We start from the raw sequence: 19,256 nt of genomic DNA, 5'->3' as shown, positions 1-19,256 counted from the left end.
GCTCTCAGAATATGGGGTCATTCCTCAGCTCATCACCAGATGGAAGGCAGAATTTATGGATAAGGCTGGCTGTACAGATTAATTAGGTAGACTTTATGAAACTAGCTTACTACTTAAAGATATGAGGAGAATAGATATGAAAATTGGTATTATTCATGCGACCTGTAACGCTGTACCACCTTTAAACGCAGTATTCAAAAAGTTAGCACCAGACGTAACTGTTCTAAATTTTGTTGATGAAAATATTCAGTATTATGCAAATCAAATTAGTGGTATCGATGATAAAACACATCGAGATTTTTTCAATATTACTAATACAGCGCAAGAATCAGGGGTAAATGTGATTATCGTTGCATGTACTGTGCTGACACCTATTGTAGAGTCTATAAAGCCATTTGTAAAAGTACCAATTTTAGCAGTTGACTACCCTATGTTAGAAAAAGCCATTAAAAACTATTACAAAATAGGTATCGTTGCCACGAATGCACCAACAGCGCCAGCAACGAAAAATCAACTCGAAAAACTTGCAAAAGAATTAGGTAAAAAAATAGAGATTGATACACAAGTCGATACACAGGCAATGACTGAATTAAAAGCTGGAAATGAAACAGAACATAATCGTCTGAACCGTCTTGCAGCTGAAAAATTGAAAAAAAGAGGTTGCGATGTAATCATACTTGCCCAAATTACGCAAGCATCCGCTGAGAAGGAAGTAGCATCATTAGGTCTTCCGGTATTAACAAGCCCGAACGAAGCGGTTAAAACGGTATTGAATATAATACAAGAGCAAAAAAGTAAAGAAGTTAAAATCTTACAATACACAAGCAATGACTGAATTACAAGCTGAAAATGAAACAGAACATAATCGCCTGAACCGTCTTGCAGCTGAAAAATTGAAAAAAAGGTTGCGATGTAATCATACTTGCCCAAATTACGCAATCATCCGCTGAGAAGGAAGTAGTATCATTAGGTCTTTCGGTATTAACAAGCCCTAACGAAGCGGTTAAAATGGTATTAAATATAATACAAGAGTAAAAAAGTAAAGAAGTTAAAATCCTACATTCATGAATTAGATAGAGTAAATAATTTTATAAAGTATCTCTGTTAAAATTTTTACACAGCAATATCAAAGGAGGAGTTTATAGTGAAATTAAGTTTTATTGGTTTAGGCGTAATGGGATTGGGAATGGGATTAAACCTTGCAAAAGGTGAGCAAGAAGGTGAGTACGAGTTTCTTGCATGTGATGCACACCCTGGACCATTGAACCAGTTTAAAGAAAAGGGGTTTAACACAACTACAAACATTGAAGATACAACTGATAGTGATTATATATTTCTTTGCCTACCAAATTTGGAGATTGTAAGAGAGGTTGTATTAGGAGAAAACGGGCTTCTCAAACATTTGAAATCAGGACAAGTTATTGTTGACTTTAGCACAATTAGTTATATAGGGGTCACAGAAATTGCAGACGAATGTCAATCGAAAGGAATAGATTTTCTGGATTGTCCGATTTCAGGTCAAGAAAAAAAGAGTTTAGATGGAACACTTAGTATCATGTGTGGTGGTAAAGAAAAAATATTTAATACTGTAAAGCCTAAGCTAGATAGAATGGGATCGCAGATTCTTTACATGGGCGGTAATGGTGCTGGACAGCTTACGAAAATGATTAATAACTGTGCACTGAACATCTGTGTTGCAAGCTTTTCTGAACTTATGCCTGTTGGTGTTAAGCTTGGCTTGGATCCCGAAAAACTTGGAGACGTATTAATGACTGCAACTGGTTCCAGTTTTGCTTCAAAAACGTTAGTTCCTAAAGTATTGGAAGGAAACTTTGAGCATGGATTTTCGTTGGAGAGAGCATATAAAGATATGGAGAGTATGTATGAAGTGTTAGTGAAAGAAGAGATTCCACTACCAACGTTGAATGGGACAATGCAATCCTATCAACTTGCATTACGAGGCGGACAGCGTGATTTCTATAAACATGCAATGATTCGCTTCTATGAAGATATGCTGGATGTAAAGGTCCGTAAAGAAGGCTTTAAATAACAATTTTTTCAGAATCATCGTTTAAGGATTTTTATGTAAAGCATTTAACATGTAAACTGCTATTAAACAAAGGCTTTAGAAATAATGATAGTTTATTTTCATTTCTTGCAGGAGGTTAAAAAAGTGCGATTTGGTTGTATTGCAGATGATTTTACTGGAGGCAGTGACATAGCCTCTTTTTTTGTTAAAGGAGGACTACGTACCGTTTTATATAATGGGGTTCCACAAGGTGATGTGATGCCAGATGCAGATGCCTGTGTTATTGCTTTAAAAACTCGTACGCAAAATACAAAAGAAGCGGTCAAAAGTTCCCTTGTAGCAATTAACTGGTTAAAAGAGCAAGGCGCACAACAATATTATGTAAAATATTGTTCTACGTTTGATTCTACACCCGAAGGTAATATCGGGCCAATTTGTGATGCGGTCATGGAAGAAATCAATGTTCCTTATACAATTCTTTGTCCAGCACTTCCGGTTAATGGACGTACGGTTAAAGATGGTTGTTTATATGTACATGGGGTTCCATTACATAAAAGCCCCATGAAAGATCATCCACTAACACCAATGTGGGATTATGACTTAGTTCGTTTGATGAATGCACAGAGCAAGTTCCCTAGTGTAAAAATACCTACCTCTCTTCCAGAATTAGAAGCAGAAGAGTTTATCGAAAAATTTATGAATAAAATAGATACTTCCCGATTTTACCTTGTACCTGACTATGAGAAGGAAGAAGACGCAGAAAAGCTGGTACAGTTATTTGGGGACTTGAAATTGATTACAGGGGGCAGCGGTTTAGCTGAGCCATTGGCCAAGGTCGGTAATAGGAATGTAGAAACTAATACATTTGAACAATCCAAATCACCAGCGTTAGTTTTATCAGGAAGTTGCAGTGAAGCAACTAGAAACCAGATTGCCGAATATGAAAAGTCTGGCGGTATAAGTTATTTTATGGATCCAGTGAAACTATTATCAGGGGAAGAATCTGTGGAGAATATTTGGAATGTGATCGCTAAAAACAAAGACACTTCTGTACTGGTTTATAGCAGTGATACACCTGAAAATGTTAAACTAATTCAAGAACAAGGAAAGGCAGAAGTTGCTGAAAGGCTAGAAAAAGCGACCGCAGATATAGCGGAACGTGCTGTTAATGCCGGGTATCATAGAATAATCGTTGCTGGGGGGGAAACGAGCGGTGCAGTAACAAAAAGACTTGGATTTACTGGTTATCATATTGGAGAAAGTATAGCCCCAGGAGTTCCAATTATGATTCCAATACAGGAGACCCGTATTCGACTAGTACTCAAGAGTGGAAACTTTGGAGAATCTGACTTTTTTCTTCGGGCATTATCTTTAACTTAATCGAAAGTAGGGATAAGTATGGATGAAACATTAGAAAAAAAACTTGATGGTGCTATATGGGTTGCCCGTAGTCTTTTTGAACGGGGGAAAGCTACTGGAAGTGTGGCCAATTTAAGTTTTCTTCATGAGAATAAAGTGTATATTACCGCTAGTGGTACGTGTTTTGGGACGTTACAACCAAACGAGTTTGCAATAGTGGATATGGATGGCAATCAGTATGATAAATTACGGCCTAGTAAGGAATTATCACTACATTTATCTGTTTTTAAAGCAAAACCAGATGTAGGGGCGGTAATTCATGTACATAGTACGTACAGTGTTTTATGGAGTTTTGTACCTGATTTAAATGAATCAGATTGTATTCCGGAGCATACCCCTTATTTGAAAATGCAATTAGGAACCGTTGGATTAGTTCCATATGAACATCCGGGAAGCCAGGCGCTTTTTGATGCGTTTGATAAACATGTGGAAAACAGTGATGGATGGTTATTAAGTCACCATGGTCCAGTTGTACCAGGAAAAGATCTGAAGAACGCATTTTTTGTATTAGAAGAAATGGAAGAAAGTGCACGAATTGCTTGGGAGTTACGCAATCGATTATAAGGAAAATTTTATGTTAGGAAAATGTGAATTTACAACATTTAGTCATTTTTTGTGTAAAAATTCATCTTATCGAGGGGCTCTTTTTTTTCAAACCTTAAATTTAAGGTTCTATGGTATGCTAACAGGCGCGATTGTGGAAGTTTACAGCGAGAAAATGGTCAGACTTTATTATAAAAATTCTCTGGAAAGAAAAACTGTGAGAGCCTACTTTGATTAATCTTTTTCAAAAGTAGGCTCTGATTTTTTGGCTTGATCAGACTGTTATAGAATTATTTCTAATTTACAAATGTGCATCCCCTCTTTTATAGTAATCTTGTACGTAGATTGCACTAATTTTTACTGGATTTATAGGGAGGTGAAGTAGTTATAACGAACGATTATTTTGGTTTAATAAAAAAAATTGCACTAAAGGTAAGTTCCTCTTATCCTATTAAGTTATTTTTAGAGTACAAAATACTTGGTTTTCTAACGTTATTTTCTTCATCTTTTTTCCTGTTTTTTGCAGGATATTTATTCTTATGGGGATACTATTTTGGTGGGAACGGGGATTTATCATTACTTGGAATAGTAATAAACTATATTCCCTTAAATAAGTCTATTGTTGCATTAATTGGTTTATTTTATTTGTTAATGATTGTTATCCTAGCGTTGCTCATTTTATCTATTGTAAAAGAAAAAACTTCAATAACTTCATTATTTTTCGTGCCCTTTTCGCTGCTCTTAGCTAATTTAGCACTAGTTTTATTCTTTCATGGTGAAGTAAATTGGTTATTATTTTTTGGCATGTTTAAAGTTTTCTTATTTCCAATTGCATTTGTGATTGTATTAATATATTTTTATATTTTTAATTTTTTCCCCTACACAGCCATTAAATATGTATTATATTTCGTTTTATTATACAGCAATTTAATTGTAGTAATTCAATTAGCGAATATAACTAAAACTAATGTTTTGCTCAGCCCTGAACTTTTTTCTTTGTTACTATATATTGGTTTACCTATATCAATAATTTTTCATAAAATAAAAAACGTAAAAATACTGAAGTTAATTAAGTTGTTATTGTATCTAACATGTTTAATACCTTTAGTTCCAGTTTTAATATTTATAGCGGTAACCACAAATTTTCTATTAATCGGGTTACTCAGCATTATTACTTGCACGGTTAGTTTCTTATTACTCGAAGTAGTTATACCGAAAGCTATTTCTATTAAATGGATTAAAGAAAAAAGATTTAAAGAGCGAGAAAATAAAATGGCAAAACCCGTATTTATTAGAAAACCAATTATGACATCTCTTTTTTTTATTGTTATCTTGTTTATCTCTTTAATAACTGTTCCAAGTTTCTTGGTCAGAGGTGGTTATTATTTTCAATCAATGGTTAGCAATAGTCATTATCAAGAAATTTCCTATATATGGGACGGTAAAGAGATTGATACAGAGGGCATCTTGGTTTCTAAAGAAGGAGATACGTATTTTATTTCGACAAACGAACAAAAACTTTTAATAATACAGACTAAGGAAATCAGATTGGTTTCAAAATAATTACTCATAGGAAAACTGGATATATTGCTATTCTATAGTCAAAAGCCATCGCGATGCTGAATTTTTCCCACTTTAATTAATGCAATCTTCCCACTCCAAAAATCATAAAATTCATAGTAAATGCCTGACCTCCTAGAAGATTTTTATACGAGGCCAGGCATTTTTTTATTAATATTTAACATATTTTAAAAAAAGTTTAAAATAAATGCCACCAAACCGACCCTTTTTTCGATTATAGAGATAGAAAGTGTTTTATTACGTTTGATTACGTTTTTTCACTTCATCTTCAGCATTATTTATTGAAAAGGGGGGCTTACATTGGAACGGCAAACATTAACAGTAAAAGAGGTCGCAAATTATCTTGGGGTTCATACGGATACCATTTATGCGATGGTTCATGGAAAACAGATTCCACATTTAAAGATTGGAATTCGGATTTTGTTTACGAAGGAATCGATTGATTTATGGATTCAAGATCAAGAGTACACAAACCTACGTAGTTAATATACGTGGGTCTTTTGTCATTAATTTAAAAAATGCCTACGTAAAGGCTCTGGAAAGGGATAGATGTTACATGAATTATATTAAAGAACTGAACGCGTTCAGACAGTGGCTACTTATTAATAAACTTCCTACAAATGCAATTCTTTTATGGCATACGTTAATGATGGTTAATAATCTTGCAGGGTGGAAACGAAATTTTAATGCGCCGAATGTCCTTGTGGGACAATTTTCTGGCTTATCAATACAACGAATAAACGAAGCAAGAAAACAGCTCATGGAGCATGAGTTGATAATTTGTGAAAACGGTAAAAGAGGGAAGGCGCCAGTCTATGAAATGATTTCCTTTATGGATAAACGGGACCATTACCAGGACCAATTGCCGGATCAATCCCAGGATCAATATCAGGACCAATTCCGGAACATACTTAAACATAAACAAAACGAAATTAAAGAAAGAAAAAAAGAAGAGACAGGGAAGGAACATCTTGTAATGATTTACGAAGAAAACATCGGAAAGCTGAATCCACTTCTTGCCTTTGAGTTTACTCAGTGGGTTGAAAGGGTTGGGGAAGCGATCATGCTAGAAGCAATTAAGCTTACAACCAAACATAACGGTCGTACATTCAGCTACCTAGAGAAGATTTTACAAGAATGGACGCGAGCTAATCTAGAAACGTTGGAAGCTGTAGAGGCATATGAGAGAAAGAAAGAATCGCATAGAACGAATACGGTTCCATTCAGAAAACAACCTGCCGCTACAGGGCGATCGATGTTCGATGAATTACGCTTGGAGGTAGGCAGGTGAATAAGCAGGAAGCAATTACTATATTAGAGACAATTCGAGAGATTTATCCGAAGTACGAGGTATCAAAGCAAAAAGCGCTAATCTTGATTCCGCAACTGATACGAATGGATTATACGCTAGTAATGAAAAAGCTATCGGCTTACGCAGGCGCTCGTCCTTATGCTCCAACCCTTGCTGAAATTGCTGCTTACCCAGTTGAAAGCAATGACCATCTGGAAAAAATGAAAATATGGCGTGCAGAAGCTTCCAGAGTTCCAGACGAGATAAAGCAAGGTTTCCACCAGCAAATGATTAAACTGTTAAAGGACAAAACAAATGATAACAATAGCGAACTTTGAAGCAGAAGTATCAGTACTTGGGTCGGTTCTTCAGGACGGGTCACTTTTCAAGGAACTAGTCGTGCAGGAAGAACATTTTCATGAGGTTAATCATAAGATTATTTTCAGGTCGATGAAGCAAGTGGCAGCGCTTGGGGAGTTTATCGATTTGGTTACGGTCACGACAAAATTAGGGGAAGCAATCGCACGTGTCGGTGGGACAGTTTATTTGGTGGAAATGGCAGGATCCGTCCCCAGTACAGCAAGTATGAAACATCACGAGCGATTGATTATTGATGCTTATCGAACAAGAATGGCTAGAACATGTGCATTGCAATTTGCTGAAAACCCAACTGCGGATGGGTTAGACACGTTGATTGCCAGTTTACAAGGTTATCAAGAAACAGGTGTAGACGACCAGGGGAAATCGACCTATGACCACCTACTGGAAATCACCGAGGAAATGTGTTTCCCGTCAAGCGAACAATCTGGGGTTGGGACATCTTTTCATGACTTTGACGAGATGACTGGTGGATTGCAACGAGGTGAGCTGATTATTGTTGCTGCTAGACCTTCTGTTGGGAAAACCGCATTTGCACTTAATCTAGCAGCCGGCTGTGCGAAAAATGGGGCATCACCGTTGATTTTTAGTTTAGAAATGGGGACAAAGCAATTATTACAACGAATGATCTCAGCTGAAGGATTCATAGATAGTCAAAAATGGCGGAACATGATTTTTTCAAGAGACGATTATGAGCATGCGATCCATGCAGTAGGCGAAATATCTAACTGGGAACTTCGTCTTTATGATAATTTACGAACGGTTTCTACCATTCGTTCAGCCATTCGTAAAAGGCTCCATGATAATCCAAGTGATAAGCCTGTCGTTTTTATCGATTACTTACAACTGATGACACCAACAAGTAAACACGAGCGACGTGATTTGGAAATTGGTGAAATAACGCGTGAGTTAAAGCTGCTTGCAGTGGAACTGAATATCCCGATTGTATTACTTTCCCAGTTATCAAGAGGGGTTGAGTCACGTAATGACAAACGACCATTAATGTCAGATCTCAGAGAGTCAGGAAATATCGAGCAAGATGCTGATGTTATAGCGTTCCTTTACCGGGATGACTATTATAACCGGGAGAGCAGTTCGAATAAGGTTATGGAAATTATCCTGGCAAAGCAGCGAAACGGCCCAACAGGAACGGTGAGACTGGCATTTCATAAGGAACATGGACGATTTGAGAATTAGGAATCGAATAAGGAGATGGTTTAGGTGGAAAATCGAGTGTTTGTTGTTTTGAGAGAGTGGTACGAGCTACATAATGAGATTTTGACTGCTGGTAAGTTACAGGGGAGGATGGATGGAAATTGTTCGGCAGGCTATGTTCTGGAAGGGATTTATGTGTTTAATTCTTATTTGGATGAGCGGAGAAGAAGTAGTAGAAAAATGAACTTTTAAGAAATACTTATAAGTTCACCAAGACGGTTTAGGTTTCCTGCTTTACTAGTAATTCTGGCGAGAAGTTTTTAAGAGAAGTTGACAAAGTATAATGAAACAACTAGACTTACGTATATAATATGAACTTGTTCGTCATAAAAACACGTTCATAAAATAAATACATTCACTATAAAGTGAATCATTCAAAACTTAAGCATCCTATTAGTTATTAAGTTTGTAAAGTGAGGTGTAGTTTGGAATTAGGAACAAAATAGTGCTCTAGCTTCTATCGGTTATATGGTTTGTTATCACTACATAATTTTTCTCAAGTAGAAGAGTAGATCATACTTGTTAAAAACTGAGAAAAGTCTGTGTAAACAATGAAAATGGAGTTAGCAGTGCACTTTAATCCAAGGGGGGACAAATTTGATTGAGTTAAAAAATATAAACAAAACTTTTGATGATGGATTTCAAGCATTGAAAGATATTAATTTAAGCTTTGAAGAGGGAAAAATAAACGTATTAATTGGTCCTAGTGGGTGTGGTAAAACGACTACTATGAAACTGCTAAATCGATTAGTAGATTATACAAAAGGCGAGATTTTGATTGATGGAGAAAATATCCAAGACATTAACCCGATTGCGCTTCGCCGAAAAATGGGGTTCGTTATCCAAAATATCGGTTTATTCCCTCATATGACTATCTACAATAATGTAGCTACCGTACCTAAATTATTGAATTGGGATAAACAGAAAATTCATAGCAGAGTTACTGAACTGTTAGAAATGGTTAATCTCGATCCTAAAACTTATATGAAACGATACCCTTCTGAGCTAAGTGGTGGTCAGCAACAGCGAATTGGTGTTATTCGTGCACTTGCCGCAGAACCTTCAACCATTTTGATGGACGAGCCTTTTAGTGCCCTGGATCCCATCAGTAGGGAACAGCTGCAGGATGAACTTCTCCGTCTGCAAACTGAAATTAACAAAACGATTATATTCGTCACACATGACATGGATGAAGCAATTAAAATCGCTGATCAAATTATCTTAATGAAGGATGGAAGTGTAGTTCAAAAGGGTTCTCCTCAGGAAATTTTGGCGAATCCTGCAAATGACTTTGTGAGGGACTTTATCGGAGAAAAACGACTGGGAACGGACAGAAAATTACCGCAGCTTGTTCAGTTTATATCTAAAGAGTATATCGCTATATCGGATGACTCTACAGTTAAGTCAGCAATGGAAATGATGATAGCGCATCAAGTAGCAGAAGCACCTGTTGTAAAAAGCGATGGAAGGTATGTAGGGTTAATCAATTTATATGATATGTTATCAAACAAAAATCGGAATTTGCATGAACTAATCAAGAAATCAAGTATAGTGATCACTGAAAAGGATGAGACGGAAAGTGTTTTAAATAACCTTGACGAGTTGCATGGCTGTACTCCAATTATTAATGTGGATTCAACACTCGTTGGTATTCTAGATAAAAACAAATTGTTACAGGTTTTAAAGCATGTAACAGAAGGTCAGAGTGGTGTTGCCTAAATGGAATTTTTGTCCGAATATTTGACGTATTTATCAGATGAATACCTTTCCTTATTACATTACATGTATGAACATATTCTTATTTCCTTTACAGTGATCATCCTATCGGTATGTTTTAGCGTACCATTAGCAGTCTATATGACGAAGATGAAAAATAATAAAATCAAAGCCCTTATTTTTAATATCGCTAATATCTTCCAGACAATTCCCACCCTTGCCTTGTTAGCAATTATGATTCCTATACTGGGAATTGGTTTCACCCCAGCAGTAGTTGCGTTGTTGTTATATGCATTACTGCCATTGTTACGGAACACATATGCAGGAATGGAATCCGTTAACCCGGAAATCATAGAAGCGGCTAAGGGAATGGGGTTTGGTACATTTCAGAGATTGTTTAAAATTGAATTGCCTGTAGCTTTTCCGTACGTTATGTCAGGAATTCGTGTAACTGCTGTCTATATCATTAGTTGGACAACACTTGCGGCATTAATTGGTGCAGGTGGATTAGGTGACCTTGTGCTAGCAGGTATTGGTTATAATGACAAATTCATGATTTTCACTGGTACTATACTAGCTATCGTGATTGCAGTATTACTTGATTTGGTTTTTGGAAGAGTCGAAAAAATAGTAAAAAGAGCCTAAATATAATATACGGGAGGATTTTAAAATGAAGTTTAAAAGTTTTTTGGCAGTAAGTTTAGTTGCTTTACTGTTTTTAATTGCAGGATGTGGTGATGAGACTTCGGCAGATGGTGGGGAGGTATTTACTGCAGCCGCAGCTAAAAATACCGATTCGAAAATAAATGTACAAATTCTAAAGTTATTAGTGGAAGATCGAACAGATCATAAAGTAGAGATTGTCGAGGATCTCCCAGCAAGTGCTCAAATTTTTGCTGGAATTGAACGTGAAGAATTTGATTTTGCTAGTTTATTTTCCGGAGAAGTTTATAACAATTATTTCGATGCTGTAGAGTATTCTACAAATCCAGACAAAACGTTGAAGCAAGCTCAGTCTTTCTTTGGCGATGAATACGATATTAAATGGTATGATCCGATTGGTTATATAAACAACTATAGTATTGCAGTAAAACAAGATTTTGCAAAAAAAAATAACGTTAAGACGATATCAGATCTAGAGAAATATGCGGATGAGTTAACATTAGGGACTGATAACGCTTGGATAGAACGCGATAATGATGGTTATGAAGGTTTTCAAGAAACATATGGTTACAAATTTGCCGATGCACGTGGAATGGATGTTGCTTTAATGTACCAAGGAATTGCCAGTGATGAATTGGATGTTGTTACTGCTTACACTGTTGATCCACAATTAAAAAAGCATGACCTGAAAGTACTCAAAGATGATAAAGAGTTTTTCCCGCCATATGAGGCTTCTATAGTTGCCCGAAATAGTGTAATTGAAGAGTATCCAAAAATTGATGATATCGTTAAATCTACTGTTGGATTAATTTCTACAGAAAAAATGACTGATTTGATATATGAGGTAGATATTGAAAAGAGAAGCATCAAAGAAGTTTCGAAAGAATTTTTAAAAGAAAAAGGAATGCTAGACTGATAGAAAAGGTGAGAAAATATGGAGTTCATCACTAAACTTGTACAATATATAATTGAAAACAACAGTGAATTGTTATATCTATCGATCGAACATCTTTTAATGGTTGCCTATGGAATAGGGCTGGCACTTGTTGTCGGGATACCACTTGGTGTTATCGCAGCAAAGTTTGACAAATTGGCACCAATTATCATATCACTCACAAATATATTGCAGTTGATACCTAGCTTGGCTATGCTTGCAATATTAATGCTCTATTTAGGTTTTGGGTTTGAAACAATTGTCGTCGGATTGTTTCTATATTCCTTGCTTCCTATAGTGAAAAACACGTATGTTGGAATCAAGGAAGTAGATGACAGTATAATAGAAGCGGGAGTTGGAAACGGTATGACCACATTCCAACTGCTATTGAAAATACAATTTCCCCTGTCTATTCCGTTTCTACTGGCTGGGATAAGACTTGCTGCTGTAATCGCTATTTCTGTGGCTACACTTGGCCCTTACGTTGGTGCGGGTGGTCTAGGGAAAGAAATTATTTCTGGGATTAGTCTTCAACACGATGTTAAAATCTACGCTGGAGCCATTCTTGCTACCTTAATGGCGATCATAGCCGATCTAATTCTAGGTACAGTAGAACGGAAATCGAAGCGGCGACTTGCTTAACCGAATCTTATGTTTATAAAAGTTCATAAATTAGAGTGATAAAGAAACCCCTTGGTTGTCTTGACCAGGGGGTTGCTATGCTAGTAGGTTGCCGTAGTTTTAAAATGTTAAATAATTTGTTGAGGTGTTCGGCTAATGAATAATAAAAGGAAAGAGATTCAAACGGCTAGAATGTGGCGGTATTTTTTAGACGCAACATCCGAGCTTATTCAGGAAAAGGGTTTAAATCATATAACCATCCGTGAAATTGCAGATCGGGCAGGATATACGAGTTCAACAGTCTATAACTACTTTCGAGATTTATCCCATTTGAAGTTTTTTGCTGTCATGCGTGACACGAACAACTACTTTAAAGATCTTCCTAACTATTTGGAAAAAGGGAATAATACAATCGGAAAATGGTTGTACGCATGGGAGTGCTTTTGTAAACATTCCTTTGAATTACCAGAAGTATATTCTCTGCTTTATATTGAAAATCTGGGTACTATTCCAGAGGAACTAATGCGTAATTATTATCAAGTGTATGCAAATGAATTAATCAATCTCTCCGAAGAAGTGCAATCGATTATCACGCATCATAACATATCAACCCGCAGTTCTCTATATATTCAAACTGCTAAAGAAGAAGGATTTATTAAAGAAGAGGATATTGAATATATTGCTGACACCACCATGTTGATCTGGACGGGAATGATAACAAATCTGCTGAATTTGCGGAGAAATGTTTCGAAAGAAGAAGCTGCAAAACAAACAATGGAATACGTATACAAAAGTATTATGTCTACAGTTGTTCCTGAAAAAAGGAAAGACGTTAACTATGCATATGGCGAACGTAACTAAAACAGAAACAGTACATCTTAGAGGAGTTGAATAATTTGGTATTTAATGTAAGTGATTCTACCGATAGAAAAACATTGTTAGATTTTCCTAGAGAGATTGAGAAGAAGGAACATGTGTGGATTCCAATGTCTGATGGGACCAGGTTGGCAGCGACGATCTGGTTGCCAAAAGATGCGACCGAGAATCCAGTCCCAGCTATTTTGGAATATTTACCGTATCGAAAAGATGATTTCACAGCAATTCGCGATTCGATTCGTCATCCTTATTTTGCCGGGCATGGATATGCAAGTATCCGAGTTGATATTCGAGGAACAGGTAATTCAGATGGGTTTTTGCCAGACGAATATTTGGAACAGGAACACGATGATGCTTTGGAAGTATTTGATTGGATTGGTAAACAGTCATGGGCAACTGGAGATCTTGGAATGATTGGAAAATCATGGGGTGGTTTTAACGGCTTACAGGTTGCTGCAAGACAGCATCCAGCATTAAAAACGATTATTACCTTATGCTCAACGGATGATCGATATGCGGACGATGTTCATTACCGTGGAGGCAATGTATTAGCATCTGATATGCTTTGGTGGGCATCAACCATGTTCGCTTACAGTGCCCGACCGCAAGATCCAGAAGTAGTAGGAGAAAGCTGGAAGGAAAACTGGTTGAAACGATTGAACACAACACCATATGTCAACAAGTGGATGAGTCACCAAACCAGAGATAATTATTGGAAGCATGGATCCATATGTGAAGACTACTCGGACATACAAATTCCCGTTTTCACTGTCGGTGGATGGCAGGACGGTTATACGGATGCTGTATTTAGGCTTATTGAAAATCTTCCGTATTCAAAAGGAATAATTGGTCCATGGGCCCATGAATATCCTGAGGTAGCGACACCAGAACCGACAATTGGTTTTCTGCAGGAATGCTTGCGTTGGTGGGACCAATGGTTAAAAGGTATCGATACAGGGGTTAAAGAGGATCCGAAATTAATAACATGGATTCAAGACAACGAGTTACCGAAAGTTAACTATGATGAAAGACCTGGAAAGTGGGTAGTTGATTCTTCATGGCCTTCAAAAAATGTTAATCAAAAACATTTCTGGCTTAAAGACGGTAAACTAGTAAATGAGCAGAATTCTAATGAAAAAGTTGTTGTCCCAAGTGTTCAAGAACATGGCTATTATGCTGGTGTATTTTGTCCATTTGGGGAACCGGGCGATTTGCCGTCTGATCAGCGATTAGAAAATGGAAAGTCAGTAGTTTTTACATCCGATCCTTTTGAAGAAAACTTTGATATGCTCGGACATCCAGTATTTGACATGGAATTTACATCGGATCAGGAGAATGCTCTTGTTGCTATCCGGCTTTGTGTTAAGGCACCTACGGGAGAATCCACTTTAATTAGTTGGGGAATGTTAAATTTAAATCATCTCAACTCCCATGAGCATCCAGAAGCTTTGGAGGTTGGAAAGAAATATCAAGCATCCATTAAATTAGATAGTGTCGGCCAATCTATTCCTGCTGATCACGTACTGGAGGTAGCTATATCACCAACTTATTGGCCGCAAGCTTGGCCATCGCCAAAACCTGTGACACTGGAAATCTATACAGGTGAAAACACGAAATTGAATCTGCCTGTTCGGACACCACAGCCTGAAGTGGATGATTCTATTCATTTCGATACACCGGAAACAGCTCAAGTGATTGACAGAGAAATCCTTAGAACAGAAAATCGGACACGAAACGTTTCTCATAATACGATAACGAATGTATGGCAGCTGGATGATTTTTCAGATGAAGGAGAGCGTTTGTTACCTCATAATGGTTTGAAACATGGAAGTATAAATAAAAACACGTACACGATTCAATCAGGCAATCCACTAGCTGCAAAGGCACAATGTGAGTGGGAGATGACTGTTGGACGGGGAGACTGGGAAGTAAAACTTATCACCAATAGTGAGATGACGAGCGATAGTCATACATTTTATCTAACAAATACAATGACGGCTTATCATAATGGAAAAGAATGTTTCCAGAATACGTGGAAAAAGGAAATACCAAGAGTCTATCAGTAGGACAGGATAAGTTTTATAAAATAATGATGTGTACCTGACATCAAGACAATTAAGAATTGTCAAGGGTGCCAGGTACTTGTCGTTGTTAGTGTATTTGTATTTCATGGTATAAAGATGTAAGCACAAAATCTTTGTTAAGAAAGGTTTTGTGTTTTTATTTTGCAATTAAAGATATATGTATGTTTGCAAAACCCCCTTTCCCCATTGAAATCTTTCCACGTTTTGGTAGTATAAAACAATAAGCATAATTAACTGAAATAATTCGTTTTTGGGAGAAGACAAAACGGGAGAGGGAGGCTTTTATGAAGAAATATTTTTATTTGGTCTTATTATCTATTTTTCTATGTGGGGTGCTGGTTGCTTGTAGTTCTGGTGAAGAAGCATCGTCATCAAAGAAAAAAGAAGCCAGTAATGAGAAATCTGAACAAGCAGAGGAAAAGGAAGCACCAAAAGAGGAAAGCTCAGAGAAAGACTTTGAGGTTGCTACGACGATTGAGGAAATTATTGAACGCGATCAGGGGGAATATGCCGGTAATTCGTATAATGAAGCGGTTATCCACCGTGCATTGGATGAAAAGAACTTTCAGGATAAAAATAGTTTCCAAGTTTATGCGAACTTACTGAATTTGATGAGCGAGTCCGGTAAGTACGAGGAATACTATAAATTTACGGAATCATTCAATCCAAAAATCGAAACAGCAATTTCTGATGCGCCAGGTGGTATGAAGCTTGAGAATGGTCAGAAGGTAAATGGTACAGCCAACATTGTGATTTTGCTTGATGCGAGTGGCAGTATGGCTCAAAAGGTTGGCGGTGAAACGAAAATGAAGCAGGCAAAAGAGGCCATTAATGATTTTGTTGCATCGATGCCAGAAGGGTCAAATATTGGTTTGCGGGTATATGGTCATAAAGGAAGCAATGCGGACAGTGATAAGGAACTGTCATGCAGCAGTACGGAATTAGTGTATGAACTGCAGCCATATAACAAAGGCAAATTTGGAGATGCTCTGGGCAAATTTGATCCAACCGGTTGGACACCAATAGCGAAATCCATTACAGAAGCGAAAAAGGACTTTAAAGATGCGGACAGTTCCAGCCAGAATATTATTTACATAGTGAGTGATGGTGTGGGAACGTGTGATGGTGATCCGGTTAAAGCCGCGAAAGAGCTTCATGATTCCAACATCGAGGCAGTCGTGAATATTATTGGTTTTGATGTAGATAGCAATGGACAGGAACAATTGCTGGAAGTAGCTGAAGCTGGGGGTGGAGAATTTACAACCGTTGAGTCTGAAGATGATTTCAAAGAAGTGTGGGAAGATGAACGCGTCCGTCTGTACAATGAATGGAGCTCGTGGAACGCTGATAATTTCAATGATGTATCCAGTGTACAATCGGATAAAATGAACGAATTGTACGGAGAACGATCGGATTTCATGAACTTGACCTATGATGAAGAAAGCAACCTAAAGGAAGCTGTCTATTATTTGGAAGGTAATGAGCAGATTGGTGACGAAGTAAGTGAAGAAGTCATTAGCATGATCGAACAACGTCAGGAAATACTTGCATCATTTGAAGAGACATTTAATTCACTTCTCGAGACAGTTGAAGAAGAAGGGGATAAATTAAAAGAATCAATTGAGGAAAAGGGCGATGAAATGAAGGAGAAATATGATGATTAAGGGGGAATTGGTTCCAACCAATACCATTTTGTAACCTTTGGATGATTAAAACTGTAAATCCATCGTTTTTGAACTTACATTTTTTGCACATATTAGGTTGATTTTTGGTGAAAGCAGTCTTCTACAATAGGGCCGCATTGTGGGAGATCAGATTTGTTTTGGAGATATGATTGGAGGAGTTATCATGGAGTATATTTTTAGTGAAATGTCACAACAGCAAGCAGAAAATATTGCTTCAAACTGGCACTATGAAGGGAAATATTCTTTTTATGATTTTGCGGCTGATGAGGAGGATCTAGCTGAACTTTTGAATCCTCAAGAACGTGGAGATAAATATTATATAGTCAAAAAGGGTAATGAAGAAATCGGATTCTTTTATTTTGATAATGAAGGCGATTTCGTTGAGATTGGGTTGGGAATGAAACCTGAATTAACTGGAAGGGGTATGGGTTTAGATTTTTTTAAAGCTGGACTAAGTTATGCAATATCAAAATATAATCCCAAAGAAATAACGCTTTCGGTTGCCACTTTTAATGAGAGAGCCATAAAGGTCTACAAAAAAACAGGCTTTGAATCCATTGAGACCTTCATGCAAGATACAAATGGAAGTCGTTTTGAGTTTTTGAAGATGAAGTATGAATGCACAAAGCAAACAGCTTCAAGTTGTTAAGGGGTTTTCTGTTAAAGAGCGCGATTGTCTAATATGATGGTTTTTTTGCAGGGATTGTAAAGTGTTGGATAGAAGTTTTGTCTAAATAATTTTATTATAATCCCTTCGCAAAACCCTGAATTAGTAAATATTATTTATAGTTAAGGAGTGGTGAGTGCCCAATGAAAAAAGGTGTCCAAAATGTAAGGAGATAAATTTGTAGAAGGTAGTGACTTTATGAACATAAGACCATTAGATAACAAGTTATCGGTTGGTTCAAATAAAATTTACACCTTTTGCTTGAATTGTGGGGAAATAGTTTCAACAAGAATTGAAGATCCAGAAAAATTCAGGAACTAATGATATTTGGAATTTGACAAATATTTATTAAGGCGCTTTTCCTAAATGAGAACTGATTATACAGAGAAAGGTAGTATCTTAATGAAAAATAATCATAAATTCTTAATGGTAATGTTAACGGTAGTATTAGTTACATTGGCTGCATGCAGTAACTCATCTGCGGAGTCAAATGCTAAATCAAACAACGGGTCGTCAGATAGCAGTCCCCCGCAAAATGCAAATGGTGAATCCTTAAATAAAAGCTCAAAAGATACAGGTGAAAATAAAACGAAAAACTCTTCTGAAGATACGAGCGACACCCAGATAAATGAACAAGAAGACAGTACTGAGAATACATATACAGATTCAAATGATGAAGATTCATTGAAGTCTAGTAATAGTGACAGTGATATTGCTATGAATAAAGAAGAATATCTCAAGAAACTTAATAAAATGGAAGAAGCAGATAAGCACGCAGAGGCTAAAACAACAATAGTAGAGATGGAAGAACAAGAGGCAGAAAGATATAAAAAATGGGATGCTGAATTGAACGAAATTTACGGAATTTTAAAAGAACAGCTAAGTACAGAACAGATGGATAAATTTAGAAAAGAACAACGGGACTGGATAAAACATAGAGATAAAGCTGCTAAAGAAGCATCATTAAAGTATAAGGGCGGTTCGACGGAATCATTAGAGTATGTGGCTACACAAGGAAGTCTCACAAGAGAAAGATGCTATGAGTTAGTAGCAAAATATATGAAGTAATTTACCGAAGTTACTGTGTGATTAAGTTACTATTTAAATTTTTCATCCAGTAGGCAGTTAAATAAGAATGAAAATACAAAGGGGATTGGATATGATTGGTTGGCTTAATCTCGGCAGCCTCGTGCTGGGACTAATTGGATGGATACTTCCTGTTATTAACCTTATGCGATATGAAAACCGTACACATAGTAATTGGGTTGGTCTTTCCATTATGAGCATCAGTGCTTGTGCTATTTCGCTATTTTTCCAGATTTTCAATGGTTATCATCGGGTAAAGATTGAGGATTGGAGTGCTCTTATGGACACAATGAGTGCTAAGGTGCTCATCGCAGTAGTTCTTCTCATCGTTACTATTATTCTAAATGTAATTACTCTGTTTTTATATCGTAATAGAACAGTAAGTGGCGCGCTTCCTGAATAAGGATTTATTTTTATGAAATGGGTCATTTTTGCAAAGCAAAGGGAATGGAAGAATAGCTCTAACCC

Annotated in this window: 20 protein-coding genes; all 20 read left to right on the top strand. The window is 36.8% G+C overall.

From position 1 onward, the window contains the following. Window positions 1-136 precede the first annotated feature (136 nt). The 20 genes from CFK40_RS15475 to CFK40_RS15385 all read left to right on the top strand — a co-directional run bounded on the left by CFK40_RS15475 (window position 137) and on the right by CFK40_RS15385 (window position 19,191). Entirely contained in the window at window positions 137-835 is a 699-nt protein-coding gene (locus CFK40_RS15475; RefSeq protein WP_161493884.1) for an aspartate/glutamate racemase family protein, read from the top strand. 309 nt (window positions 836-1,144) lie between these two features. Further along, window positions 1,145-2,050 (top strand): NAD(P)-dependent oxidoreductase, encoded by a 906-nt coding sequence (locus CFK40_RS15470; RefSeq protein WP_089533316.1) that lies wholly within the window; start codon window positions 1,145-1,147, stop codon window positions 2,048-2,050. 123 nt (window positions 2,051-2,173) lie between these two features. Continuing rightward, on the top strand, window positions 2,174-3,409 hold the full coding sequence (gene otnK / locus CFK40_RS15465) for a 3-oxo-tetronate kinase (RefSeq protein ID WP_227001795.1): 1,236 nt from the start codon (window positions 2,174-2,176) through the stop codon (window positions 3,407-3,409). 18 nt (window positions 3,410-3,427) lie between these two features. Then, complete coding sequence (locus CFK40_RS21380) at window positions 3,428-4,012, top strand: class II aldolase/adducin family protein (protein ID WP_227001794.1); 585 nt, start codon at window positions 3,428-3,430, stop codon at window positions 4,010-4,012. 624 nt (window positions 4,013-4,636) lie between these two features. Beyond that, window positions 4,637-5,554 (top strand): hypothetical protein, encoded by a 918-nt coding sequence (locus tag CFK40_RS15460; RefSeq protein ID WP_089533315.1) that lies wholly within the window; start codon window positions 4,637-4,639, stop codon window positions 5,552-5,554. Window positions 5,555-5,872: 318 nt separating this feature from the next. After that, the gene (locus CFK40_RS15455; RefSeq protein ID WP_089533314.1) at window positions 5,873-6,058 is read left to right on the top strand and encodes a helix-turn-helix domain-containing protein; all 186 of its coding nucleotides are present in this window, start codon (window positions 5,873-5,875) and stop codon (window positions 6,056-6,058) included. Window positions 6,059-6,128: 70 nt separating this feature from the next. Further along, on the top strand, window positions 6,129-6,863 hold the full coding sequence (locus CFK40_RS15450; protein ID WP_089533313.1) for a DnaD domain-containing protein: 735 nt from the start codon (window positions 6,129-6,131) through the stop codon (window positions 6,861-6,863). Then, the gene (locus CFK40_RS15445) at window positions 6,860-7,201 is read left to right on the top strand and encodes a replicative helicase loader/inhibitor (RefSeq protein ID WP_089533312.1); all 342 of its coding nucleotides are present in this window, start codon (window positions 6,860-6,862) and stop codon (window positions 7,199-7,201) included. The genes CFK40_RS15450 and CFK40_RS15445 overlap by 4 nt, the downstream gene beginning before the upstream one ends. Next, entirely contained in the window at window positions 7,179-8,438 is a 1,260-nt protein-coding gene (gene dnaB / locus CFK40_RS15440) for a replicative DNA helicase (RefSeq protein WP_089533311.1), read from the top strand. The genes CFK40_RS15445 and dnaB overlap by 23 nt, the downstream gene beginning before the upstream one ends. A gap of 24 nt (window positions 8,439-8,462) precedes the next feature. Further along, a complete protein-coding gene (locus CFK40_RS20810; RefSeq protein WP_152640142.1) occupies window positions 8,463-8,648 on the top strand; it encodes a hypothetical protein in 186 nt (61 codons plus the stop codon). Window positions 8,649-9,053: 405 nt separating this feature from the next. Further along, entirely contained in the window at window positions 9,054-10,175 is a 1,122-nt protein-coding gene (locus CFK40_RS15435; protein ID WP_089533310.1) for a betaine/proline/choline family ABC transporter ATP-binding protein, read from the top strand. Continuing rightward, window positions 10,176-10,817 carry an ABC transporter permease gene (locus tag CFK40_RS15430; RefSeq protein WP_089533309.1) on the top strand — a complete coding sequence of 214 codons (642 nt, stop codon included), beginning with the start codon at window positions 10,176-10,178 and terminating at the stop codon, window positions 10,815-10,817. It begins immediately after the preceding gene. Window positions 10,818-10,842: 25 nt separating this feature from the next. After that, window positions 10,843-11,751, top strand: coding sequence for an ABC transporter substrate-binding protein (locus tag CFK40_RS15425; RefSeq protein ID WP_089533308.1), 909 nt, complete (start codon window positions 10,843-10,845; stop codon window positions 11,749-11,751). 18 nt (window positions 11,752-11,769) lie between these two features. Next, window positions 11,770-12,411, top strand: coding sequence for an ABC transporter permease (locus CFK40_RS15420; RefSeq protein ID WP_089533307.1), 642 nt, complete (start codon window positions 11,770-11,772; stop codon window positions 12,409-12,411). Between the two features lie 135 nt (window positions 12,412-12,546). After that, complete coding sequence (locus CFK40_RS15415; RefSeq protein ID WP_089533306.1) at window positions 12,547-13,251, top strand: TetR/AcrR family transcriptional regulator; 705 nt, start codon at window positions 12,547-12,549, stop codon at window positions 13,249-13,251. Between the two features lie 35 nt (window positions 13,252-13,286). After that, a complete protein-coding gene (locus tag CFK40_RS15410) occupies window positions 13,287-15,332 on the top strand; it encodes a CocE/NonD family hydrolase (protein WP_089533305.1) in 2,046 nt (681 codons plus the stop codon). Between the two features lie 302 nt (window positions 15,333-15,634). Continuing rightward, window positions 15,635-17,014, top strand: coding sequence for a vWA domain-containing protein (locus CFK40_RS15405; RefSeq protein ID WP_089533304.1), 1,380 nt, complete (start codon window positions 15,635-15,637; stop codon window positions 17,012-17,014). A 184-nt stretch (window positions 17,015-17,198) separates the two neighbouring features. Continuing rightward, window positions 17,199-17,684: a GNAT family N-acetyltransferase gene (locus CFK40_RS15400; RefSeq protein WP_089533303.1), complete on the top strand. Its 486-nt coding sequence runs from the start codon at window positions 17,199-17,201 to the stop codon at window positions 17,682-17,684. A gap of 384 nt (window positions 17,685-18,068) precedes the next feature. Continuing rightward, window positions 18,069-18,770: a lysozyme inhibitor LprI family protein gene (locus CFK40_RS15390; RefSeq protein WP_227001793.1), complete on the top strand. Its 702-nt coding sequence runs from the start codon at window positions 18,069-18,071 to the stop codon at window positions 18,768-18,770. 91 nt (window positions 18,771-18,861) lie between these two features. Further along, window positions 18,862-19,191: a hypothetical protein gene (locus tag CFK40_RS15385; protein ID WP_089533301.1), complete on the top strand. Its 330-nt coding sequence runs from the start codon at window positions 18,862-18,864 to the stop codon at window positions 19,189-19,191. Window positions 19,192-19,256 lie beyond the last annotated feature (65 nt).

Origin of the sequence: Virgibacillus necropolis (assembly GCF_002224365.1) — a bacterium.
Classification (GTDB): Bacteria; Bacillota; Bacilli; order Bacillales; family Amphibacillaceae; genus Virgibacillus_F; species Virgibacillus_F necropolis.
Note: the sequence above shows the minus strand (reverse complement) of the source record. Positions and strands in the feature narration are given on the sequence as shown.